Source organism: Sphingobacterium sp. InxBP1, assembly GCF_026191775.1.
GTDB classification, from domain to species: Bacteria; Bacteroidota; Bacteroidia; order Sphingobacteriales; family Sphingobacteriaceae; genus Sphingobacterium; species Sphingobacterium thalpophilum.
The window spans coordinates 490,430-516,205 of record NZ_JAINDX010000049.1 but is presented as its reverse complement, the minus strand read 5'-3'; the positions used below and the strand labels follow the sequence as shown (position 1 = coordinate 516,205).

At 51.2% G+C, this 25,776-nt stretch carries 12 protein-coding genes; all 12 read right to left on the bottom strand.

Annotated features, from left to right (window positions below; all coding sequences use genetic code 11):
• Window positions 1–2: 2 nt before the first annotated feature.
• Window positions 3–1,199 (bottom strand): DUF5000 domain-containing lipoprotein, encoded by a 1,197-nt coding sequence (locus K7A41_RS22115; RefSeq protein ID WP_265715605.1) that lies wholly within the window; start codon window positions 1,197–1,199, stop codon window positions 3–5.
• 29 nt (window positions 1,200–1,228) lie between these two features.
• On the bottom strand, window positions 1,229–3,157 hold the full coding sequence (locus K7A41_RS22110) for a RagB/SusD family nutrient uptake outer membrane protein (protein WP_265715604.1): 1,929 nt from the start codon (window positions 3,155–3,157) through the stop codon (window positions 1,229–1,231).
• A gap of 2 nt (window positions 3,158–3,159) precedes the next feature.
• Window positions 3,160–6,366 (bottom strand): SusC/RagA family TonB-linked outer membrane protein, encoded by a 3,207-nt coding sequence (locus tag K7A41_RS22105; RefSeq protein ID WP_265715603.1) that lies wholly within the window; start codon window positions 6,364–6,366, stop codon window positions 3,160–3,162.
• A 511-nt stretch (window positions 6,367–6,877) separates the two neighbouring features.
• Window positions 6,878–8,638 (bottom strand): family 43 glycosylhydrolase, encoded by a 1,761-nt coding sequence (locus tag K7A41_RS22100; RefSeq protein WP_265715602.1) that lies wholly within the window; start codon window positions 8,636–8,638, stop codon window positions 6,878–6,880.
• A gap of 187 nt (window positions 8,639–8,825) precedes the next feature.
• On the bottom strand, window positions 8,826–9,494 hold the full coding sequence (locus K7A41_RS22095; RefSeq protein ID WP_265715601.1) for a class I SAM-dependent methyltransferase: 669 nt from the start codon (window positions 9,492–9,494) through the stop codon (window positions 8,826–8,828).
• Between the two features lie 215 nt (window positions 9,495–9,709).
• Window positions 9,710–12,184, bottom strand: coding sequence for a glycoside hydrolase family 2 TIM barrel-domain containing protein (locus K7A41_RS22090; protein WP_265715600.1), 2,475 nt, complete (start codon window positions 12,182–12,184; stop codon window positions 9,710–9,712).
• 67 nt (window positions 12,185–12,251) lie between these two features.
• Window positions 12,252–13,274: a glycoside hydrolase family 53 protein gene (locus K7A41_RS22085; RefSeq protein WP_265715599.1), complete on the bottom strand. Its 1,023-nt coding sequence runs from the start codon at window positions 13,272–13,274 to the stop codon at window positions 12,252–12,254.
• Between the two features lie 57 nt (window positions 13,275–13,331).
• Window positions 13,332–14,387, bottom strand: a complete 1,056-nt coding sequence (locus K7A41_RS22080) for a DUF5111 domain-containing protein (protein ID WP_265715598.1) — start codon at window positions 14,385–14,387, stop codon at window positions 13,332–13,334.
• A 26-nt stretch (window positions 14,388–14,413) separates the two neighbouring features.
• Entirely contained in the window at window positions 14,414–15,979 is a 1,566-nt protein-coding gene (locus K7A41_RS22075; protein ID WP_265715597.1) for a RagB/SusD family nutrient uptake outer membrane protein, read from the bottom strand.
• Window positions 15,980–15,991: 12 nt separating this feature from the next.
• Window positions 15,992–18,973 (bottom strand): SusC/RagA family TonB-linked outer membrane protein, encoded by a 2,982-nt coding sequence (locus K7A41_RS22070; protein ID WP_265715596.1) that lies wholly within the window; start codon window positions 18,971–18,973, stop codon window positions 15,992–15,994.
• 121 nt (window positions 18,974–19,094) lie between these two features.
• A complete protein-coding gene (locus K7A41_RS22065) occupies window positions 19,095–21,668 on the bottom strand; it encodes a hypothetical protein (RefSeq protein WP_265715595.1) in 2,574 nt (857 codons plus the stop codon).
• 155 nt (window positions 21,669–21,823) lie between these two features.
• Complete coding sequence (locus K7A41_RS22060) at window positions 21,824–25,762, bottom strand: hybrid sensor histidine kinase/response regulator (protein ID WP_265715594.1); 3,939 nt, start codon at window positions 25,760–25,762, stop codon at window positions 21,824–21,826.
• Window positions 25,763–25,776: the final 14 nt, after the last annotated feature.

Below are 25,776 nucleotides of genomic sequence, written 5' to 3'. Positions count from 1 at the left end.
ACCTATCTCGGATCGCCATATGCCTGGATCTCGGCGATTGCCATATAAGACGAGCCATCCCAGTTTTTCTTACTCTTTATCCGGATATAACGGACCTTGGGTGCATTGATATCAAACTCCCAGCTAAAGCCGCTGTTGGCGGTCTGATAGTCTTCATCCGACTGCTGGCCGAACGGCAGCCCCGAAGGTTTCACCGCTACATACGAGCCTAGCAGGTGCCAGTTGTTCCAGGAGCCGTCTTCCGGCGGACTGTCCGAGCCCCAGATTTCAAATTCCTTCAGGTTACCCTTATAATAGTAAGTACGCCCATTATAGTATTCCGGATAATCCCAGATTACCAGCCGGCTCAAACGGGCTTTTACACCCAGGTCTACTGTGGTCGTGTGCACCCCCGAGACCGCAGCCTGCGTCATATAGATTCTTGGCCAGTCAATAATATTGCCGTCCCACATCCCCGCATGGGCGGTGGAGGTGTGATTGGGCGCATCGCCCGGCAACCGAAAACCACGGTATCCCGATTGCGGAATCTTGGTTTCAAACAGCGGGCTGATTGTTTGATATAGCGTATCGGTATAGTTTAACCATCTATCCCGGACGACAAAGGCAAAATCCCGCGCGGTCGTGTCCAGTCCCCGTTTTGAAGCTTTGATCTTATCCGTGGAGGTATAGATGCTGTTTGGATCTGCAACCCACTCACCATATTCGTTTTTCTGCATGATCAGGATCGCAATGTTGGCACGCTCTCTATTTTCCGCCGTCACCTGGATCCCACCGAAAGATGCATTGACCTTCATTGACCGATAGATATCCCAGATTGGCGATTCTTTGGGATGTATCGTGACCTCGACCGGCGCAGATACCGCCTCCGAACGATTTACGGCATAAAGCTTCACTGTATAATCGCCCGGCTGCGAAAATCCGTCCACAGTCAGCTGGTTGGAATAATAGGAGGCTTTGACCGTCCGCATTTTGCCATTGGGCAACATGTATTCAGCTTTGATATACGAGAGATCATCGTCTGAGGGGACCGTATAGGTCAGTACAGCACCGCCGTTCTTGTTTTCCACAGTCACATGACTTACCGTGCCCGGAGCTGTGCTGTTGGACTCCAGGGGCCTGAGCATATTCTCCTCCCGGCAGGCAGCAACCAGCGTTACCATACCTGTCAGAATGCTCAGCTTTTTCATTATTTTTTTCATCTGCATACGTATATTAATGAGTGTTAACATTACCAGCCATAGTTTTGGACGAGATTCAGATTCTGGATCACCGTATTCTCACTGATCGGCCAGAAATAATCCCGCGGTGCAATAAATCGCTGATTGAATACCGTACGAATCACATAGTACGCTGCGGTGGTTTCACCCTGCATATTCCATCCTGTAATCGGTTCGTTCAGATGGACAGCCGCAGTTTTCCAGCGGCGCAAGTCCCAAAACCGCTGCCCTTCGAAAGCAAGCTCAATGAGTCTCTCGCGGTGGATGATATCCCGAAACCCCTCCTTGGTCGTAAATTTTCCCGGATTTTTTGCGTAAGTCGTCCAGGACTCTTTCACCCCTTTCAATCCAGCCCGCGCCCGTACCCGGTCAATGTATTGGAATGCCGTTTCATTGGCCGGTCCATACGCCTCATTCAGGGCCTCAGCATACATCAGGTACAAGTCTGCCAGCCGGATCTTAGGCCAGGGATAATCTTTGTAGGTCACTCCTGTGGTCGTAGTCACCTGATTCCAGTCCACCAGTTTTTTGATAAAATAGCCCGTTTCATTAAAATGGAACGCATGTGTACTACCCGCATAGTCAGGACGTTTGCTGCGGACGACTTTTGAATTTTCATCACTATATCCCGGCGTGTCGTATTTAAACCAGCGCGCGCCGTCAAACGCCAATGAAGAATAGAAACGGGGTTCACGGTCAAAATGGAGCCGCGCGGTCGTAAATCCCGGCTCGATGTAAAAGCGTTCCTGACCTGTTGCCGTACGCAGTTCAGTATCGTTTGTAAAGCTCAGGGTTTTGTCTTCCGTGATCGGCACACCGTTTTTGGTGTAAAACATCTTCGCAATCTTCAGCGGTGGAGACAGGATCTTCCGGTTGTAATTGTGGTTTTCATCAGCGGTCAGGGGCGGCATGGCATTCTGCTGTATCGTCCACGAGCGGCTGTTGGGATCTGCCCAGATATGCTCCTCATTAAATTTTTCACAAACTGCCTGACGCAGCTTCAGCTCCAGCAAGGTTGTGTCTGAAATCGCCAGATTCCCAGCCTGTCTGAACGTAAAAAGTGCGTGCGTATTCGCTTCGGCCACCTCGATGGCCTCACGTGCTGCCGTGGCTGCCAGTTCCCATTTTTTGGTGTCGGCAGTCGGATTGAAAAGCGCTTTGCCATCCTTATTTTTCAGGCTTGAAAAATCGGCATTGCCGTTAAACAGCGGACTTGCAGCCAGTAGGAGCACCTGAGCCTTGACCGCCTTGGCAATAGGTATGGTGATCCTTCCCAGTTCCCGCTGCCGGTCAACGATCTGCGGCGGCAGGTCCGCAGCAGCCTGATCCAGCAGTCCGACAATATATTCCACACATTCATCCACTGTATTACGGGGCACATCCATCACTTCTTTGGGTTCACTCACGTCAATATCGTCATCCATGATCGGAACCGGCCCATACATGCGCAACAGATAGAAATGAAAATAAGCTTTTAAAAACCGGGCCTCCGCAATCCATCGTGCGCGTTCGCTGGCGGTGATATCAGGCACCAGCGCCGGGTTGGACATATTGTCAATAAAAATATTGCAGTGCCGGATTCCCTGATAGAGGCCGCGATTCGCGTCCTGGTCACCGTACCAGTAATTGACGTAAGGTTTGGAGATCTGCTGATTGCCGCGGGCGATCTCAAAAGCAAGCGGCGAGATGCTGGTCTGGTAAGGTATCCAGATTTCATCACCACCCAGAAAAGCTGGATTATTCCACAACGATCCCTCACTGGGCAGATAGTTGTATAAAGTAAACAGATATTTTTCCGCTTCCACTCGTAGCCGGAAGGCGTATTCGATCGTAGCCACGTTATCGGGCACGATATCCAGAAATTTCTTGCAGGATACCGACGACGACGCCAGTACTACACTCAGGGCTCCCAGAGCCATATATCTTTTGATTGCTTTCATGTCTAAAAATTCACTTGAATACCAAAATTATAGGTCCTCTGAATCGGATATCCGAGGCCATTCCCTCCCATTTCCACATCCCACATCTTGAAGTTGCTTATCGTGAACACATTCATCATGTTGAAGTACAGACGTAGCGATTTCAATTTGTAATGGTCTGCGACCGAACGGGGCAGATTATAGCCCAGTTCAATATTTTTGAGGCGTAGAAATTCGCCATTGCGCATCCACCAAGTAGACTGCCTATTATTATTATGGACAAAATAGTCGCTCAGCCTTGGAAAAAAGGCATAAATATTTCTGTTCTCTTCCGACCAGTAATCATTGGCTATCGCTGTCAGCAGGCCGTTCTGCGCCCCGCCGTTACGCACAAAAGGTGTAATGTTTTCGGGATTGATAAAAAACGAGGACTTGCCGGACCCCTGGAAAAAGAAAGAGAAGTCAAAGCCTTTATATCCGGTGGTACCACCAAATCCGTAGATGAGTTCGGGCGAAGTCGGATATCCGATCGGAACAGCATCGTTATCAGTGATGAGTTCATCTCCATTCATATCACGATATTTGATATCGCCCGCCATGTAGTCTCCAAACTGCTGGGCCGGAGCGTTGGCAACGTCATACTCATCGATAAACAGGCGTTCGGCGATCAGACCAAAAGACTGCGCCACCGAGTGTCCTACCTGATAGCGGTAGCTCATATTTTCCGGATACAGCAGTTCATCCCGCTTGGTGATCTTGGACTGTGCAAAGGTCACATTTCCGCGATACTGAAAAGACCAGCCAGTCGCCAGGCTTTTATTGAACGTCAGCGCCAGATCAAAGCCTTTCTTTTCCGCTTTGCCCGTATTGGCCATAGGTGTGGCCTGCAGACCAATAGTCGAACCAATGTAAGAGCGGCTCTCCAGAATATGCGACTTGTAATCCTTATAAAAATCGGCGATCAGCCCTATAGAATTGTTTAAAAATGAAAGGTCAAATCCGATATTCACCTGCCTGGACTGCTCCCAGGAAATCTGATGATTGGCGTAGCGGCTCACACTGACTCCGGGGCGGTAGTACCCATAGTCTTCGCCGAATGTCGAACCATAATCTGTATTGCCGATGTTGACTTCGGAGAGGTAAAAGAAGCGGTCCGAATCACTCCCGATGGCATCGTTACCGATAATTCCGTAAGTCGCCCGCAATTTAAAGTCCGACACCACCGAAGACAGCGGTTTGAAAAACCGTTCGTTCGACACCCGGTAGGCCAGGCCAAAAGAAGGGAAGAAACCAAATCGATTAGACTCGTGAAAGCGTTCGGAGCCGTTGTATCCGAAATTAAACTCCGCGAGGTAGCGGTTGTCATAACCGTAGGTAAAGCGGCCCGAAAGGCCATTATTTCGTTTTGGCAGCCCTAACTGCAGGGTCGTGATGTTGTCACGCGATATTTTATAATCCTGAAACAGCGTGATCAGCATAGCCGACACATCATGTTTGCCGAAGGTTCGTGCATAATTGGCCGACGCTTCAAAATACAAGGTTGAGTTGATATCCGATCCCGATGTACCATAGCTCAGAAACTCCTGTCCGGGTGTGCCCACCGAACCGGTGGATCCATCATTGATGACACTGAGCTGAATGGAATTGTCCGAAGGGTCCAGCCGTCCAGAATAATAAAATGGGTTATAAGACCTTGCAGTCTGCCCATAAGAATACCGCTTGGCGTAACCCATCATCCGGAAGTTGAGTCCTTGGGTCAGGAAATCAAGATTTTGTTTTAATTCAATCTGCGGCATCAGCGTGGAACGGTTGTACTGCTGGTATCCACGGACCAGATTGGCATATGGATTGGTCAGTAGAACGCCCTGCGGTGCACTGTCGTCCGTGACCACATATCCGCCAAAAAGCGGATGCTGAATATAAGGCAGATACTCCTGGGGGTATACGGCCGGAAACTGAACAGGATTGGACCATAGTGCTGCGCGGAAATGGTCGGCTCCCGAGCCGATAGGACCGTTGTAATCATCAAACTGTCCATATAGTTTGACACTGGCCTGCGTCGATTTGGTGAGCTGCAGATCCACATTTGACCGCAGCGAATAATTGATCAGCTTAATATTGTTATTAAAATTGTTGGTTCCCAGCTTTTTCAGTATGCCGTTATCAATATTGTAAGTTCCCGACACGTAGAACCGTGCCCGCTCTCCGCCACCGCTGGCGCTCAGATTAAAGCCCTGATTGAATGTATAATCTTTGATCAGCATATCGATCCAATCATTGTCCGGATACAGATACGGATTTGTGCGGCGGATGGTGTTTTCGATTTTGGATTGGGTGTAGGGTGTTGGTTTGGATAGTCCCCGCGTCAGTACCGCTTCGTTCGCCAGATTCATATAGGTGATGTTGTCTGTCAGTTCGATGCTTCTGGCGTTGGTGGAAATCTTTCCTTCCGCCCGGGCCATAAACTGCGTCTTCCCTGCCGAGCCGACTTTAGTGGTAATCAGAAGGACACCATTGGCGCCACGTGCCCCATACACCGCGGCAGCCGTGGCATCCTTTAGCACCGAAAAGCTGGCAATATCATCGGGCTGCAGCCGGGCCAGATCAGTCTGCGTGGACTCCACGCCGTCAATCAGAATCAGCGGATCGGTTTTTCCGGAACCAAAAGACCCCAGTCCCCGTACAAAAAAGGAGGCATTGTCGGCCCCTGGCTCACCCGAACGCTGATACGCGATCATACCCGGTATACGTCCCGCAAGCATAGTCGTCAGGTTGGAAGTCGGTCCTTTCAGCTCCTTCGGGTTGACCGCAGCAATCGAACTCACCAGTGAGGCCTTCTTCTGTGTACCGAAGCCCACGACCACCACCTCATCCAGGGAACTCTCACCGACAGGCTCAAGCCGGACCTCAAGCTGGAATACACCGGTAGCATCCGGTGAATAGTCCTTGAGCAAAAGCTCCTTTTCTTTAAATCCTATATATTTAAAAACCAGTGTGGCGCGCGCCGCCACCTCAAATTTAAACTCACCCTTTTCGTCGCTCGTGCCCAGTGCTTTGCCGTTTTTGACAGCTATCGTCACTCCGGCAATAGGGGTATCATTGGCAGACACGGTACCCCGGACTTTTTGTACACCCTCTTGAGCGAAGCCCACCATATTTGACAAAAACAGCAGCATAAGCGACCAGATCCACTTTTTAAAGTGTCTGCGTAATCTACATTCAGTATTCATAATTAATCAGTAATCGGTTAGCAATTTTATTCTCCCTCCTTGCCGCCATTCCTTGAATGCGACCGGATTTTATTCCATAGTTAGGGGTTAGTTCAACAGAAAAGCAGCTGCTTCATAATACATCAAGTTTTAATAATCGGTTTAATACATTTCATCGGTCCCACACTTCCGGATTCCCAAAGACATTCCGGACAGCAGGCTTGCCTTCGTCCCGGACCAGCGGGTTAGCGGCCGGCCACGGGGCATATAGATGCCCCAATCGAATGAGGTGAAATTAGGTATTGGACCAAACAACAGAGGGGGGAAAAACAATCTTTTTTGAGGGGTGAATTCGTCAGCGAAGGCATTCAGCTGATATTTTCCAGGCAATTGTACACATTTGGGCTGCGGCAATTGTCACTGTCCTCGACTTCGAAAAGAAAAAGGCCTGCCACAGTGTTGTCGGACAGGCCTTTTTGAATAATTTCCTTAGCGGCTTCTGCAGCGCAATAAAGGGATTGTAAGATTCGGATCAGTCAAAAACAGTCAGACTCCACTCCGGTTTCCAGGAGATGCTGACCTTTCCTTCCTGCATTTGTACAGGTAGCCAGATGTACCGGCTGTCCATTAAATTTTTGGGATTCCAGCGATCTGCCATAAAGATAAAGGCATCCTTTTTGCCTGCTACGGGTAATACGAAGGTCGACTGCCCGCCAAATGTCAATGCGGATTCCGGCCCTGACATCGGGTCCCCCAAGGAGGTCCATGGGCCAAAGGGAGCCGTGGCGCGGTGCAGTTCGGCCCTGTTGGGAGCCCATCCCGTGCATCCGCTGGTGATAAGATAATAATATTTACCCTGCTTAAACATGGCCGGAGCTTCCCGATGATTCCGGAAAAGCAGTGAATCCCTACGGGTTGGCTGTAAGAAATCGTCGGTCAGCTGTACCAGACGCAAGGCATAATTTTCATCTGAAGAATAAATCTGGTAAGCATGGCCATCCTCATCCACAAAGAGCCCCATATCACGGGACATATTTCCATTGGGCCGGAAGCTATGTACAAACTGAAAAGGTCCTATGGGCGAATCGCTCACGGCCACTGCAGCGCGGGCTGCCGCATAACCTTTACCCTTCAGCTCCAGATGGAACCACATCACATATTTTTTAGAACTGGCGTTATAGATAACCTTGGGTCTCTCCATCAGGCAGCCGCGGGCGATATCGCTTTGGTCGTCGTCGACCGGTGACAGCGCCAGATTTTCGAATGTCCAATGGTAGAGATCTTTGGAAGAGTACACATTCACTCCCTGTGATTCTTCGCGACCGCGCTTTTCGCCGTACCAATAATAGGTCCCCTGATCGTATAAAATGCCACCACCATGTGCATTGATCATCTGGCCTGCTTCATCGTACCAGCGTTCACCGGGCTTGAAAGCCGTCCGTTCGGTTTTCTGTTTTTTCTGGTAAACCCGCACATAATCTATTTCATACTTTGCAGGCAGCAGAGCCGGATCAATAGGTCCGCCATTCATACCGCCCAGAGCAAGGTTGAGCAATAGATAATGTGGTTGTCTGAACGGATTGAAGCCCGAGCCATCGCGGTTGTACAGCTGGTCCATTGGTACACGGTTGAGCAACATATCGTCCACATACAGGGCTATGCCCTGTTCGTCCCAGAGCATGCGCCAGGTATGAAATTCACGGGCCCAGGAGGCGCCCCCCAGATCGGCAACAGCTTTGCGCTGGCCAAACCAGTGTGCTTTCCAGCGCTGGTCTGTGCCTGTGGCAATATTGGCCAGGATGTCGCCCTTATAATATTCCATAATGTCAATTTCGCCGTTCGATGGCCACTCTTTATCCACTCCGAGGGTCCAGAAAGCCGGCCAGAGTCCACTGCCCACCGGTATCCGCGCCCGCATCTCAAACAAGCCAAACTGCCAGCTATGCTTGCCTGAGGTGTTGATCGATGCCGAGCTGTACCTGATTTTCCTGTCCGCATGCGGCCACTGTGTACGGCCGGCAACATATTGCGGATTAGGCCTATTTTCTTTTCTTGCCTCAATGACCAGCAGTCCATCCTTACAGTAGGCATTCTGCTTTTGATACCACTGCGCTTCCTGGTTACGTTTAAATCCTTCTTCAAAGTTCCAGTTGTCTTCACTGACCGCACCATCAATATTGAATTCGTCGGTCCAGACCAAGGTGTAGTCCGCGGGAACCGGACTTTGGCTCAGGACGTTCTGCGGAAGCAGGAAAAGATAAATGAGCAAACAGGTAAAGAGATTATTTTTCATTATTCAACAGCATTTAATGGATGATATCATTTTAGTTTTTACAAAACTATCTGCATCCACAAAAGAAATGGCGGGAGATATTCCGCAAAAAAAGGGGGTATTTTCGTATTTACGTCATTTTGCTTTTACAAATACCGCCTGTACCAGCCATCTGGTTGTCGCTTTATCAGTTGCTGCTCCACTGCCGTTATTTTTTCCTTGTCATCCAGCCAACATATATGGACGACTGAAAAAATCTGACAGGCTGTTCCAGGCCAGCTTCTTCACATAACTCAGAAAGACGACCCTCCGAAACATACTTTAGTTCATGGGTGATTCTATGCATCCTGTGCTGGATTTGTGCCTCTTCGAGACCATCAGGCAGCAAAAGCCTCAAGATCTTGAGATTCGCATCTATCTGATCCCCATCGCCTGTGATATCCAATAAGACAAGCGGAGCTTGTGGTAAAAGCCTCGTAGCGATATCACGAAGCAAAGTCAGTTTGTCACCGTTGTCTTCCAAAAAATGCAGCACCAGCAGTAATGTGGCAGCACCATATCGATTGCTAGACTCCAGGTCGCTCACCAAGCCTTCAAAAAAGGTCACATGATGATAGGTGTGGAATTTTTGCGTAGCCTGTCTGATCATGTCTGGAGAAGGGTCCACGCCAGTTATCTTCCATGAAGGCTCTACCCCGACAAAGCGACGGATTTCATTTCCTGTTCCACAGCCCACGATCAACAGTTGCTGCGAGACGGCCGTGCGCAGTAGTTTAGGCAGCTGGTCGAGGAAAATATGATAATTGGGTATCCACGTCTCTACAAATTGATCGTAGCCGAGCGCACGCTCATTTTCGAATAGTTCTACTTTACTCATGTCTGATAAATCTGTCTATTATAGCAATACCGATATTTAAAATACACGGCACGTTATGCCAGATCGTTGTCCGGATCAAGTTAATCCGGTGGCGACCAGCATACACAAATATATCCTTTCATTTTCGTTATTTAAAACAATTCTAAATAAAATACGATAAATAAGACAGCCCCACGCCTGTCCAGCATGTCGCCTGTCATTTTCCGAAGGGCTAATTAAGGTACCGCTGTTGTGCTGACGACCAGCCTACCCGATCTTAAGCCACCGCTTTTTGCTTTTATTGCAATCTTGCCAGCCTGTTGTCCTGACTGCACAATCAGCGTCAGCTGTCCACGAAACAGATGCATCTGCGGCAGATGAAAAGCCTCCAGATTGGTGGGATCACCATTGGCTACGGCCCTGAATGTACCGGCTCCGTCCACCTCAAACTGTACTTCGGCATCGGCATCCGGACATAAGTTGCCCTGTCTGTCCACTGCTCTGACACGGATGTAGGCTAGGCTACGGCCATCAGCAAGGATAGAATCCTGCATAGCTTCCAGCTCAATTTCATAGGGTTTGTCTGCCGTACGTACAATTTTCTCTGCCGCAGGTTTGCCCTTCTGGTCATAGGCTACGACTTTAATCTCTCCGGGTTCATAAACCGCATCCATCCACATCAGGCGGTACCGCTGTTGCAGGGAAGCATTACTTTTGTGCTGCCTGCCCTGGCTCTTCCCGTTGATAAACAGTTCGGCACTGGGATAATCCGTATATACGAATACAGGTGTCTGCTTTCCAACGCGGTCAGGCCAGGTCCAGTGTGGCAGTATATGCAGGGTATGTTCCTTTTTATTCCATTGGCTCCGGTATAGGTAGTATCGATCCTTGGGAATACTGGCTAGATCGATGATGCCAAACATCGAGCTATGGTTGGGCCAGGCATCCGTATCATAAGGAGACGGTTCACCGAGGTAGTCAAATCCGGTCCACACAAACTGTCCCATGGTCCAGTGGTGGTCGTCTGCCAGTGCAAAATCTTCATCCGGCAGGTTGGACCAGGAACAATATTCCATATCATAAGACGATGATTGATGATCAGCATAGCGCATGTCGCCCTTTTTTACGACGGGAAACTTATACACGCCGCGCGAACTCACGGTGGAGGCTGTTTCTGATCCGAGCACAACATTCTGTGGCAACTGAGTGTAGGCTTCTGCATAACGGTGGGTGCGGTAGTTGAGTCCCGGTACATCCAGGAGACTGGCGAAGCCGTTTTCCAGCACACAGCTGACTTGGTCCATACCGCAGGTGACCGGCCGTGTAGGATCCTCCCGATGGCAGATATCCTGCAAAAACGAAGCTACTTTGTACCCGTCCGGACTGCATTGTGTAGGCACTTCGTTGCCGATACTCCACATCACCACCGAGGGATGGTTTCTAAAGTGATGGATCATATTGACCATATCGCGCTCTGCCCATTCGGCAAAGAAGCGGTGATAGCCGTTTTTGCATTTGGCAATGTCCCATTCGTCAAATGGCTCGATCATCATCATCAGCCCCAGTTCATCGCAGAGTGCCACCAGTTCCGGCGCCGGCATATTGTGTGCCGTACGTATGGCATCACAGCCCATGTCTTTAAGCAGCTCCAGCTGATACCTTAAGGCTGAGACATTGATTGCTGCCCCTAGAGGCCCAAGGTCGTGGTGGTTGCACACCCCCTGAAACTTGCGGATCTGACCATTTAGCATAAACCCTTTATCCGCAATGATACGCACCTCGCGAATGCCAAAGCGGGTCTCGAAATTGTCTGTCAGTCTGCCGTCGACAAACACCTGCGTCAACGCCCGGTAGAGCGCCGGATGTTCAGGACTCCAGAGTGCAGGATTGCTGACCTCAAGATGCTGAACGAAAGGCTTACCATAATTTAATTTTTGCTGATTTTCCTTCTGTGCCACTACACGCCCCTCCCCATCCACTATTTCCGTCACCATACGTACAAGCTTCCCCTCCGCATGGCTGAGGCTGGTCTCCAACCGGACAGAGGCCATGCTGTCGGACACAAAAGGCGTGGTGACATAAGTCCCCCAGACCGGCACATGCACCTTTTCGGTCACAATGACATGCACATTGCGGTACAGTCCGGCCCCCGGGTACCAGCGCGAAGACTGAGGTTTATTTTCCAGTCGCACAGCAATTTTGTTGCCCATGCCGTCTGCATGCAGCAGTTTGGTCACGTCGCAGTGGAAAGCATTGTAGCCATAAGGCCAGAAACAGGCCTCCTTTCCGTTGACATAGACCCGGGCCTCGCTCATGGCGCCGTCAAATTTGAGCACGACGCGCTTACGCTCAGCGTCAAAATGAGGTATATCAAAGCTGTTTCGGTACCAGCCCACACCGACATAAGGCAGGCCGCCGGTACGTCCCGTTTTGACCGATGCTTTTTTTTCGCCGTTTTGCGTGATGGCGACATCCTGCAGATCATGCGCACGATCAAAAGGCCCATAGATTGCCCAGTCGTGCGGCACGGTTACCTTTTTCCAGGCCCTGTCATTCAGGTCAGTAGCCTGCCCTTGAGCCACATCTCCCTGATAAAAGCGCCAATTTTTCTCCAGCAGAAAGGCCTGTCGTAGTGTCTGCCCCCGCAGGCTGCAGGGCAGCCCCGAATACAGCAGACAGAAAATTATGGTCACATGCAGTAGTCTTTTCATCCGTTCAGGTGTTATTCGTTTCATCATTCAATGTTGTGCATCTCCCTGTAAGCCTCTAAATATACTATTATTTAAATGCATTCAATGCTTTTGTCGGCCGCCCATTAGTGTCAAAGGCACCTAGCGTGTAGCCGTTCCACCCATTATAAGCGAGCGGTTCCCAATAGAATATGCCGAGCACCTTCTGATCGGGGATGGCCCTGGCCGAGCGGAAAAGATCGTTGAGCCACTGCTCGGCAGCGTCGGCCTCATCCCAGCTCATACCCACTTCACAGATCATCACTTCGGAGCTGTAGCGCGCGATCATATCCTTGATGTTACTGATGCAGGCGGTGTTGCGCTCCTGCCAGTTGTCCTTGTCCGGATACAGCGACATACCGATGACGTCCCATTTCGCACCGTGGTTTTTGAGGCCATCAAACAGCCAGCGGAACAATGCGTTGTCATAGCCGTTGTGCAGATGGATGATCACTTTGGCCGCCGGAAAAACAGCTTTCACGGCATCATATCCTGCATTGCTCAGCGCCGCGTAACCCGCCATATTGGAGGAGGCTTTGCCCTCGTCCCAGAGCATGCCATTTCCGGTTTCATTGCCCACCTGTACCCATTCGGGAGCAATCCCATTGTCTTTCAGCAACTGAAGGACTTCCTGTGTATGCTGGCCCACAGCCGACTTCAGTTCATTCAGCGACATCCCTGTCCATGCCGCGGGCTTGCTCTGCTGTCCCGGATCCGCCCAGGTGTCACTGTAATGGAAGTCAATCAGCAGGCGCATACCCAAGTGATGGGCCCGCCGGGCTTTGACCAGTACATCATTTTTGTTGCACCAGCCACGCGCAGGATTTACCCAGACCCGCAGGCGTACAGCGTCCATCCCCAGTCCGTGCAACAGCTTCAGACCGTCCACTGCCGTTCCTCCCGCGTTATAAAACTGCACGCCGGCAGCTTCCATTTCCGTGATCCAGCTTACATCCGCTCCCCTAGCCAGAAGTATTGGCCCAGCCGCCGGTCCGAGGCTATCCTTGTCACTGCAGCCCGACAGATAGAGTCCGATCAGGCAGAGCAACATTCCTATATTCCATTTTTTCATCTGATATTATCGTTATAGAGCTCCCATTTTTATCTTTATACCTATTCTTAATTGCCCTTACTCCACGCGATACTTGAATGCTTTCGGATCGCTCAGATCCAGCACCAGCGTATGCGTACCCACCTGATTGTAGGCAAATCCATTACCGTCGGCCGTGTACAGGGCACAGCTGCCTTCGCTTTCGGAGGCTCCAAAAAACCAGGTCCAGCTGCCATTTATCAGCACTTTGATGCCCCATTTTTCGACTGCAGTGGTTGTGATCGTAGCTTTCCACACCTTGGTGCTCTGGTCATACTGCATCGGAGTCGCTGTGGCGCTCCAGCCATTAAAATCTCCGGCTACCGTCAGGGACTCCACAGCAGTTTCCTTCCATGTCATCTTGTTGACATCCGCACTGATATAGAGGTAACCGCCCTTGCTGGTCCAGCAGTTCCAGCGGTCGGCTCCACTGTACAGGATATACTGGCTACCATCAAGCGGATACGATCCATATATGACCGGAGCACTCGCACTTTCCTCATTGGTCAGATAGAAGTTATACCACTGATCCAGTTTGGCAAAGCCATCGTAAAAGCCGTCCTCTTTTCTTGAGCATAATTTCCAGGGAAACTGGGTCAGGTCTTTATTGGCGATATAGAGATAAGCCACTTCCTGAACAGGCTCATAGGGAGTAACCGCCACGGCCACCACATTGCTGTAGACCCAGTCCACGTTGGCCCCGAGGCGCGAAGCGATGCGCACATAGATATTTTTCTTTTCTCCCGGCACAAATCCCATTCCCAACACCAGGCTGTTCAATTGTTCGTGCGTATAGCTAAGGGAAGCTGCGACCTGCTCCGTGCTTTTTGCAATGGCCGCAAAAGAAGCGTCCGCAGCGATCTCCACTTTATTTTTTAAGGCCGACTGTGCCATTGGCAGCGCACTTTCAGGGCTAGCCTCGTCCCATATCAGCTGCAGGGCCAGCCCTTTGCGGTCATCCGGCCGCAGGCTGACCTCTGTCGCACTGCTATGCAATACTGCCGGAGCCATACCAGTCACAGCAGGTAGACCGCCCTCCTTTTTGCAGGCAAAAAAGAACAGGGCGAGGATATATAATGTCAGTTGTTTCATCATCGGTTGGTTATTTAAACGTTCAGCAATCAATATCCGGGGTTCTGTATCAGATTCGGGTTGGCGCTCATGTCCGTTGTCGGGATCGGATACAGGTTAAATTTGGCATCCACACTGCGGCCGTCCATGACCCCGCCCTTCCATTGCCACGTATAGGCATTTCCGGTAAAACGTCCAAACCGGATCAGGTCAGTACGGCGGGTACATTCCCAGAACAGCTCCCGTCCGCGCTCAGCGAGAATAAAGTCAAGTGTCAGCTGAGCCTGCGTGATGGCCCCCGAATCATTCCCATAAGCACGTCTACGGATACCGTTGACCAGCGTTATGGCTTCCTGTACCGAGCCGCCACCGCCCCGCAATACAGCCTCAGCATACATCAGATAGACATCCGCCAGACGGATCATCGGAAAGTCCGTACTGACCAGACCTTCGTCGGTTTTATAACTGCCGTCATCCTTCAGGTTGGTAAATTTGACCACGCCATAACCCTGGCTCGATACTGAGGGATCTTCCACATCCAGCGACTGCCCATCTGTCCAGAAATCACCCCTGCTGTCGGTCCCATCAAATAGCGCTACAAATTCACGCAGCGTCCGAAAGCTATTCCAGCCTGATACCACCCCGTAATCCGAGGATTTCATGCTGCCCACAATAGGTCCGTTGACAAGGTAAGTTGTAGCGCCCCATGTCGTTGTATGATCCACATCCGCCTGGATGGGAAATATAATTTCACTGCTGCGTTTATCGTTGTCCGCATTAAACAGCTGCTTATAATCTGCATGCAGGGTATATCCTGCATCGATAATTTTTCGTGCATAGTTGACACAGTCCCCATAACGGGCCGTGTCTGTATACACCTGTGCATTCAGGTAGTTTTTGGCCAGCAGGGCCCAGGCTGCAGCACGGCTTACCCGGCCATATTCATTCTGCCGGGCTTCGGGCAGCAGCTCCGCGATCTGGGTCAGTTCCTGTTCGATAAAAGCAAAAAGATCGCTGCGGCTTATGCGCGGTGGAAAAAATGCCTTTACCGGATCTTTTTCCGTCACAAAAGGTACATGACCATACAGGTCCATGGCATGGCTGTAGGCCAGTGCACGCAGAAAACGGGCTTCGGCCGCAAAAGCTGCGATCTGCGCCTGCTCGGCCGGACCAAATGTCGCTATTTTTTCTGCTGTGGCATTGCGCAAAAATTCGTTGCACAGGGCCACTGTGTAATAAATACGGTAATACATCGCATTGACCCAGGTATCTGACGCACCCCAGGTCATGTACTGTATGTCAGTCATGTTGTCACCACCCGCCCAGGTGTAAACCACTTCGTCAGTAGGTACTTCCTGTAGATTAAAATACACCCTGAGGTATCCCCAGGAAGCGGTGCTGCCCGCCATATCGGGATCAGCATCCCCCCTGCCATTGCCGGCGACCGCAAAAGACGCATATAGTTTGGCCAGCACCGACCGGTAGCCTTCCAGCGAGGTATACACCGATTCGGAAGTCGTCTCCACCGTAGGATACTGATTCAGGTCTTTTGTGCAGGACTGCCACAGCAACATCAGGCTCAGCAGTCCGAAACAATATCTCTTTATATTTTTCATTTCTATATCGTATTAAAAATCCATATTGACGCTTAGGGAGAAGGTTCTTGAGCGGGGATAAAACGAGCTGTCAAAGCCGTTTGGCACCTCTGGATCCACTCCGCTGTAGTTGCTGATGATAAAGACATTCTGGGCCACGGCACCCACCCGGAGGCTGGAAATCCTGCCGACCTTGCCAAAGCTGTAATTCAGCGTCAGATTCTCCATGCGCAGGAATGACGCATTTTCAACATAGTAATCCGAATAATACTGCCGGCTCTGAAAACCGGTATGAAAGTAGTCGCGGTGCAGGTTGTTGATCGCCGGATCCACATATTGGAGCGTTTCCCAGGCACTCAGGTTCATTTTTGTATTATTGAATACGTAATTGCCGAGGTTGGCGCGCAATGTGGTCGCTGCCGTCCATTTTTTGTAGGTCAGCTGTGTATTGAAGCCAAAAATCCATTTGGGTGCCGGCGACTGGTAGCGGTAGAGATCTTTTTCATCGATAGCACCGTCGCCGTTCAGGTCCGCATACACGCCTTCCAGCGGTTTGCCTGCTTCGTTGTACAGCTGCTTGTAGACATAAAACATATAAGGCTGATAGCCCGTAGTCAGGATCTGGATACCCCTACCGCTGACATTCGGTCCCACATAGCTGCCGACAGCAGTAGCGTCCTGCACCAGCGCAATATTGGTGACTTTCATATGTTGGTTGGTGGCATTGAAATTCACTTCCCAGCGCAGGTTGTCCTTCTGGATGGGCACGGTATTCAGCTGAAATTCAAAACCACGGCTTTCCACATTCCCCACATTGATGGTCGCGTTCTGATCAAAGTTGGTTCCCGCCGCCACCGGCACATTGGCCAGCAGGTCATGGGTCTTTCTACTGTAGTACTCAACAGCACCAGATACCCTATTTTTCCATAAAGCGAAATCCACACCGTAGTTAAAGGCTTTGGTCGTCTCCCAGCGCAGGTCCCGGTTGTACACCATGGGGCGGTACACCAGATGGTACTGTTCTCCAAAACGGTATTGTGCATAGGCCGTTCCCTGATTATACACAGGCAGATATCCGTAGTTGCCGATCCCCTCCTGCTGCCCCGTGACGCCATAACTGGCGCGGAGTTTCAGATCATCCAGAAAAGCGATGCTCTGCATAAAAGGCTCCTGTGAAAGCCGCCATGCCAGGGCTACCGAAGGAAATGTGCCCCAGCGGTTTTCCGGGCTAAAGCGAGAGGTGCCATCCCTACGGACGGTGGCTGTCAGCAGGTAACGGCTGTCGTAGTTGTAATTGAGGCGCCCGTACCAGGAGATCAGTGTGTGCCGCTCGTCCGATGCAATGGCTGTGGAGCGCACATCTCCAGCATCGTTGTAGTACACAATGGGCGGACGACGGGCGCTCCAGAATTGATAATCATGGCCCACCGTCAGGTCAAAGGTGCTCTTGATATCGGCAAACAGCTTATTGTAGTTCAGGTAGCCAGTAAACAGTTTGTTTTTGAGTGTCTGCTCATAGCTGTCATAGGCACCACCGATCGAAAAGTTGCTCGCGGCACTTGCCGGAATATGATTGTATCCGTCCCCCTTGGCATAGTCGTAGCCCAGGGTGAGGTGCGCTTTCAGTTCGGGGAGCACATGTAATTTGTAGTCAAGGTCAAGGTTTCCGACTGCACGGTTGACCGTGCTGCGGTGCTTTTCCTGGTTTAGCAGGCCCAGGGGATTGAGGTTGGCGCCCGTTGCCGGCAGGCCGGCGTTGTCCAGACTCTCGTAGTATCCACCATAGACATCTTTGCCCGAATAGATGGGCTGCGTCGGATTGAATGCCACTGCCGACCAGATGGCATCCGTGTTGGCAAAACGATTGTTGTTACGAGCTCCTTTGACATTCAAGCTAACGCTCAGGTGTTTATCGAAAAACGTAGGGCTAAGCACCAGGGCACCGGTCATGCGATCCGTTCTGTCGGTACGCAACGTCCCCTGCTGGTTATAATAGCCCACCGAAGCACGAAAGGGCAAAGCGGTGCCGATCTTGCCCTGCAGGCTCAGGTTGTTGTCGGTACCTATGGCATCCTGAAAAACCTCAGACAGCCAGTCCGTGGAAGCGTTGCCCAGCAGCGCCTTCTGCGCAGCAGTCCCCTTACTATTGATCAGTCCGGCGAATTCGTCCCGTGACATCATATCGGCTACACCCAGGGCCTGCTGCAGCGATACGATCGATGAGAACGAAAGCCGTAGTGCATCGCCTTTCCCTTTCTTTGTGGTGATCAGCAAGACCCCGTTGGATGCCCGGGACCCATAGATGGCCGTCGATGAGGCGTCTTTGAGCACGGTCATGCTTTCAATATCGTTGGGGTTGATCAGGCTCAGAAAATTGCCGCTGTTGCCACTGATTCCGCCTGTTTCCAACGGCACCCCATCGAGGACGATCAAAGGGTCATTGCTGGCACTTAGCGAAGCCCCCCCACGGATGCGGATCGTGCTGCCCGATGAGGGCGATCCACTGTTGGCCATCACTTGTACACCAGCAGTTTTTCCATTGATCAGCTGCTCCGGGGAGCCCACCAGTCCACCATTAAAATCCTTGCTGCTCACCGTATTGACAGCTCCAGTCAGGTCTTTTTTCGTGGTGCTACCATAGCCTACGACCACCAGCTCATCCAGCACCGTTCCCGCCTGCGCCATGCTGACATCCAGTGTGGAGCCTGTGACAGTCAATGTCTGGCTGCTGTAGCCGACCATCGAAAACTGGAGCTGTGTTTTACCTTTGGGGATTGCGATACGGTATGATCCGTCGGCAGCCGTGGATGTTCCGATGGTTGTGCCGGCCACCAGCACGGTGACACCTGCGATGCCCTGCCCCTGTTCGTTGCGTACCACACCGCGGACATCCTGTTGCTGCACCAGCCCTATCCACCGGCTATCCCCGCCCGGTGCTGCCTGCAGATGAGCAGTCCCCAGGCAGGATAGCAATGACAAGCCCAATACACTTGTTTTAAATGCCAAACCCTTCATATTTATCAGATTTATTCGTTTATAACTGTATTCTTTTTCCCTTTATATGTTGATTACACGCTGCGCATATACCGTGCAGCTTAGCGAAGCTCAGACAGCCCCGTTCTTCGCAGCTATTGCATCACTCCAGCCAGATGGCACCTACGCCCAACGATACGCTTTCCATGTCTGTCGCCGAAAGGATCAGCTTTTCGATGGTGCCCGGGACAAACTGCGGCCCAGCTTCCGGATGAAAAAAGCGGTCGAGAAACACCGGATAAGGTGCTGGCAGCAAGGGCGTGGGCATCAGTCGCAAATCCGCCAGAGGGATGCGCAGCACGGTTTCCGCCTGCGGCGCTGCTGTCACTCTGCTGGCATAGGTATACCCTTGGCTTGTCACAAAACCTATATTGAGCTTCGGATGACCGCTGCTGCTTTTCAGCTGTACACACAGCTGTGTGGCAGCTGCCACACCAGCGGGCCTGCCGAGGATAGTCTGTTTGATGTCCCTTACCCAGAAGTACTGCGCCCCTTTGTCTCTGGTACCGATCTTATAGGTCCAGTACGGTAACTGCCCCGGGCTGCGTTCTGCAACAGCCTGCACATGGGCAGTTTCCAGAATCGCATAGGTCTCCAGCACAGCTTCTCTGGCGACAGGATCAAACAAAGAAATTGCCGCTTTAGGCTCATACAAATCCACTGTCCAATAGTCTCCCACCCGGTAATCCCAGTCCAGAGGATTGCCTGCACGATTGTCGGGATAAGTATACCGTTGCCCGTCGATAAATACCGTCGCCGTATACTTCAGCTCACTGCCCTTCAGCATGGAAGCCGGCAGCTCCGCCGTGTAGCTGTAACCAGCATTGGGCATTAATTTAATATAGGGATTGTGCGCATTCCAGAAGGAGACCTCGTCCGTCTGCAGAATGATGGAATCAGGCTGCCTGTCAAAGACGAAGCGAAACTGCAGGGTGACTGGGTTTCCTTTTTCCAGCACCTCAGGCTTCTGGTGCACAAGGATAGGCTGCTGTAACCGCTGTACATGCGGTGCATGGTACTCACCCAGCAGGACATTGTTCCAGACGGTGGACGCTGTCCACCGATTTTTAGGTTGAAGACCCTTACGCTTCAGTAGGTAAACGCCGGGCGAGAGGGTGAGTTTGGTACCGTCTGCCGTGGCTGTGCCAGCCTCTCCGTCCTTTACCCCTAGCGGCTCCACGGTAAATGCACTGCCCAGGTCCGGAACACGAACATCCATATCCTGTCGCCGGTACAGGATATGTACCACTTCACGTCCGAGTGAAGGTTTGGCGAAAGGATCCGCAATTTTTTCCGCATCCGGCATGAGCTCAAGGCGCCATACGCCCGTCTCCAGGCGGTCCAGAAAGTAAGCCCCGGAGCCTGTATAACTGACTACCGGAGACCTGCCATGCCCTGCAATATGCTGCAGTCTGCGCGCGTCGACAGGATTTACATCCGTATGATTGCTATAATAATAGCGCTCGGCGGTATTCATCAATGACAAGTCCCGGCCGTAGCTGACCGTAAAGTCGCCAAAGACGGTATCCTGCGGGTAACGGCCAAATTTCTCATTACGCGGCACCCTATAGGCGACTTCCGCTGCGATCATCGTGCTCAGTGCCTTAGCAGGGGTGTAGGCCAGATTGAGGTAATGCGTCTGATATTCCGTATTGTACGCTGCAATATCCATCGGATCATAGGCAAACTGTGTGATCCACTGAAATCCTGCCGAACGAAAGGTGCGGCTCATGGCCGGATGCATATAACTGTAGAGGTTGTCTGCAGGATCATATTCATACACTGCCCGGGCCTTATTGTCAAAACCCTTCACATCTGAAAAAGGAATGCTGTACTGATCAATGTAAGGCAGAAAGTTGCCGTGGCGTTCCTTGCCGGCGACCAGCCCGACCGGGTACCATTGATAAGTAGTCCCCTGGATCGCCGAATCAAAGTACGCCCCCACATGATCCATGTTATGGCTGACATTGTAAAATATGGGCTTCTTATTCCCACTTTTCTTCATGGCAGCAACCATGCGGGCGATATAGGCTGACGTAGTCTGTACTGTACCCATGTGGCAAGGCTCATTGTTGATCTCAAAACCGATCACATAGGGATCGTCCTGATACGCATAACCTGTATAAGGGTTGACATGACGGAGCAGCTGACCGATATACCGTTCCTGTGCGGCAATAGCCTTCGGGTCGGCATGTACCTGACATTTATCATAATGATAGCTGAAAGCATCTGTATTTTCATTTTTTTCGGGATAGCCATTTCCGAAATTAGTCATCCCCGTGATCAGCATACGGATTCCTTTTTGCTGTAGCTTAAAAAATAGGTAATCAAGCAGATCCAGATGCACATTATTGATCAGATTGCCCTGCCGGTCTGATATCTCGACATCCCAGATATGGATACGGTAGGCATTATAGCCCAGACGGGCGAAGTGATAGACATCGCGGTCGATGGCCTGCTTATGGTCGATTCCCTTGTAGGCGAGTGCCCTGTATGCATGGGCAAACGGTACCGTATAATTGACGCCGTAGAAAGAAGCTTCGGCTCCTGAGTCCGACCAGCGCATCACACCCCGTTGGTCCACATATACTGTGGGTATCTTTTTACTGGCTTTCACCTGTGCCAGTAGATGGCCATAGCCAAAAAGAGCAAAGCAGCATAAAATAATTGCACGCATGGATTATCGATTTATAATTTTTGGTTATTCCTACCGCAAACCTATTCATCGACAACCTTTTTTAGCGCCACATATCGGACAAACAACAACACAAAATAGACATTTCGACCTATCCAATTTGGACATAGCAATATAAAACCCTAAATACCAACAAACTACCGATAGGTATCCATATACGATTTGGGAGACATGTCAAATTGTGCCTGAAAACATTTGGAAAAATAGGAGGCATTGGAAAAACCGACCATATACATCACTTCGGCTACGGTAAACTTCCGCTGCTGCAGTAGGAGAGCGGCCTTTTTGATCCGGATACTACGGATGTATTCCACCGGCGTATGTCCGGTGAGTTGTTTTATTTTTCTGTAGAGCTGTTTCGGGGCCACATCTGTCAGCTCGCTCAGGCGCTGTACCGAAAATTCTGAATCATCAATATTGTCTTCGATCAGCTGAGTCACCCGTGCGAGAAATTTTTCGTCGGGCGACTGTACCGGAACAGGCGTCGCAGGCTGGCTGATCTGGTCTATACGCAATTGGGCTGCGAGTCTCTCTTTTCGGTCGAGCAGCTGCAGCAGCTGCATATGGAGCAGCGCCATGTCGAAAGGTTTACTCATATATGCATCTATTCCGGCCGCTACCCACTCACGCTGGATCAGCTCATCATTTTGTGCTGTCAGCAGCATGATCGGTATGGTGGCGGTGGCCGTTTGCTGCCGGAGTTTCCGGACCATTTCAATTCCGCCCATATGGGGCATCATGGCATCCGTGATGATGATGTCCGGCACAAAAGCGTGTCCCTCTATCAATCGCAAGGCTTCACGGCCATCGCCCACGACGACGCAATCATATGTATCCTGCAGTGTATTGCGCAAGAAATCGGCAAGCTCAGCATTGTCTTCGACGATCAGCAGCTTACGTTTGTCGTTGCTACCGCCATCATCGGCCCGATCCGTTTCAGCCATGGTGCCCAGTTTCAGCTGCAACGTTACCTCTGTACCTTCAGGACTACTGTTGAGGCTGATCGGCCAGCCCAGCTGGTCGCAGTAGCTTTTGACGAGGTAGAGCCCCACCCCCGTGCCCTGTACTTCACTGACCTCCCTGACAGCAGAACGGTAAAATTTACTGAACACATAAGGCAGGTCATCCGGTGCGATGCCAACACCCGTATCCCGCACTGTCAGCTCCACCCCGCCTGCCGCGCTCCTGAGGATCAGCTCCACTCGTCCCCCCGGACGGTTATATTTACAGGCATTGACCAGCAGGTTGTTGACGATCGAGTCCAGCTTGGCCACATCCGTCTGTACAAACACATGTTCCAGTTCACTCACCAAGCAGATGCTGAGGTTATCGTATTCTGGGATCTGCCGCCAGTCGTGCACGATCTGCCGTACGTGGGCGACCAGATCGATCTGCGAGATCAGCAGTCCCTGCAACGGCATTTCACGCCCCTCGGTCTGATCAAAAGTCATCAGCTCATGAATCAAACTACTGATTTTTAACGCGTTGCGATGCACCCCATCTAGCTGTTTCTTCTTTTCGCTGTTTTTGGTCTGCCGCATCAGCTGACTTACCGGCGCCAGAATCAGGCTCAGCGGTGTTTTAATTTCATGCGATATCGCTGCCAGGAAATCCATTTTCATCTTGGTGAGCTCCATCACCTTCCGTCGCTCACGACGTTCCCATTTCAAGGTGTTGCGCACCCTAAAAAAGTTGATTATCCAAAGCAAAAGACATAAGGCACTCAGCGCATATAGGCTTTTGGCCCAATAGGAGGCATACCAGGGATGGCGGATCGTAATGTGATATTCGTGAATGTCGGACACCACATGCCCGGCTATATCCACTTTGGCCAGCTGCAGGTCGTAGCTACCGGGGTTCAAATTGGATAGCAGCACCTTATTGTCGCCACGTTCAAGCGGAATCCACGTCTCATTTTTGCCCTTAAAAGCATAGGCCAGGCGGTAGCCCAGCTGGTTCCCATAATCGAGTCCCGAAAACTCCAGCCGCAGGTTGTTCTGGTTGTGATCCAGGCTGATGGTATTGCGGTATCGCAGTCCATAGCCGTAGTCTCCAAACAGTGCGTTGTTGACATACATGGCGGTAAGGACGATCTTTTTTGCACGACCGTCTTCGGCCGGTGGCGTTCGGGCGGGCAGGACAACCAGTTCATCAATACCGCCCAAGATCACTTCATTCTGCGCTAGATCGTAGTACATCGACGAAATCCGCTGCCCATAGCGCAGCAATTCGGCTTTCAGACTCTGTTTAGCGATCTGCCATACCCCCGCGCTGGTGGCCACCCAGATATGGTCATCTACCTCTACCATGGCCGTCACCTCCCCTTTCCCTACGGGGTCAAACCGTATCATTCTGCTGCTCCCATCGGCAGAAAGGCGCCTGAGCCCACCATGTTCTCCGACCCATATGGTCTGCTGCTTGTCTTTGAGCATAAAGGTAGCCTGCCGTAGTGGCTGGCCGGCGCTATCTTTGAGTTCCATGACCCTTCCGGTGGCTGCGTCGATGCTGCTGATGCCCTTGTTGTAAAACAGCGCCAGGATCCTCCCTCTACCATTGTCGACAATCTGGTTGGCAAAATCTTCCAGTAGTCCATCCGCTTTACTGTAATTGCGCGCGGCCGTCACTGGACCGGACGACCCCAGCAGCGTATTCCGGTTTACGACAAAGATGCCCCCCATATAGGAGGCCACCCAGAGGTTGTCCTCAGCATCCTGCAGAATATCGTAGGCCCATTTTGCATTGCGTCTGCCGGAAGCATCGACGATCACAAAGTTGCGGAACTGCCGCGACCGCTCGTCAAAGACATTGACGCCCCCGTCGGAAGCAATCCATACCAGCCCCTTGTCGTCCATATAGATATCGCGGATGCGGTTGTGCGTCAGACGGTAGTTTCCGGCATCCATCCGGTACCAGTAGCTTTCCATATTTTTTTTATCCAGCCCATGCACGCGGATCAAGCCGTTGTCGCCGCCCAGCCAGTACCATCCGTTCCTGTCACTTGCTATTTTATAAAAACGGTTGCCGTCGCTGCTGCCCGTCAGCTGGTAAATCGGCCATATTTTTTCTGTCTGCCAGTGCGACCACAGAGAAAAGCCGAGGTCCGTGCCCAGCCAGATGTTTTGCGAACGGTCTTTGAAGATGCTCCAAACGATATTGTTGGCCAGGGAATTCCTATTGCGCGAATCGTGTTTGACCCGCGTGACCAGCTGCTGGTCGGGCTGATAGATAAAAAGACCATCGTCGGTGCCTACCAGCAGCGTATTCTGATCCGTGGAAGCGATGGACTTGATGGGATGGTTGAGCAGCACGGGTGCCCTCCGCAATTTACGGTTTCGGCTATCGTACAGATACAGTCCATATTCCGTGCCGATATATGTGATGGCGATGGCTGGGATCGTCAACATGGAATTCACAAACTGGTTGCTGCCCGGCTTGTAGTCAGGAAGCTGGAGCTGCACAAGCTTCTTTGCCGCGGGATCCAGTTCAAAAAGGCCGTTGTAAGCACCGATCAGGAGCCTATCCCCCACCCGGTCAAGCGCGTATACAACTAAGCTGGCCTTACGCTGCAGGGTAGACTGACCATAATCCGTCAATTTACCGGTTCTGATATCGTAGCAGTAAAGGCCGGCGATGGCACCTATCCACAACTTGTCGCCCAGGAGCAACATCGCCCTGACATCAGACGGCCCGCCCTCCGGAAAGGGTTCAAAACGATCAGCCCGATAATTATAGATCCGCACACCTTGACCCGTACCCAGCGCAAAGCGTTTGCTATCAATCAGTGTGATGCAGTATATAAAAGTCTGAAAAGGAGAACCGGCATCGGTAACAGCCTGCAACGAATAGCCATCGTAATTAAACAGACCATTGTTGCTACCGACCCACAACATGCCCAGGCTATCCTGCGCAAAGGAGTGTACCGTATTCGCGCTGGTCCCTAGGGAAATATTGCGAAAACGGGAATAGTCCGCAGATTGTCCAAAGACAGTACCGCTGAGCAGCGAACATAGCAACAAACAATAGAAATAGACAGATTGCATCATATACCGGTATGGTACAAACTTAATTATTTCCATTGACATACACACAC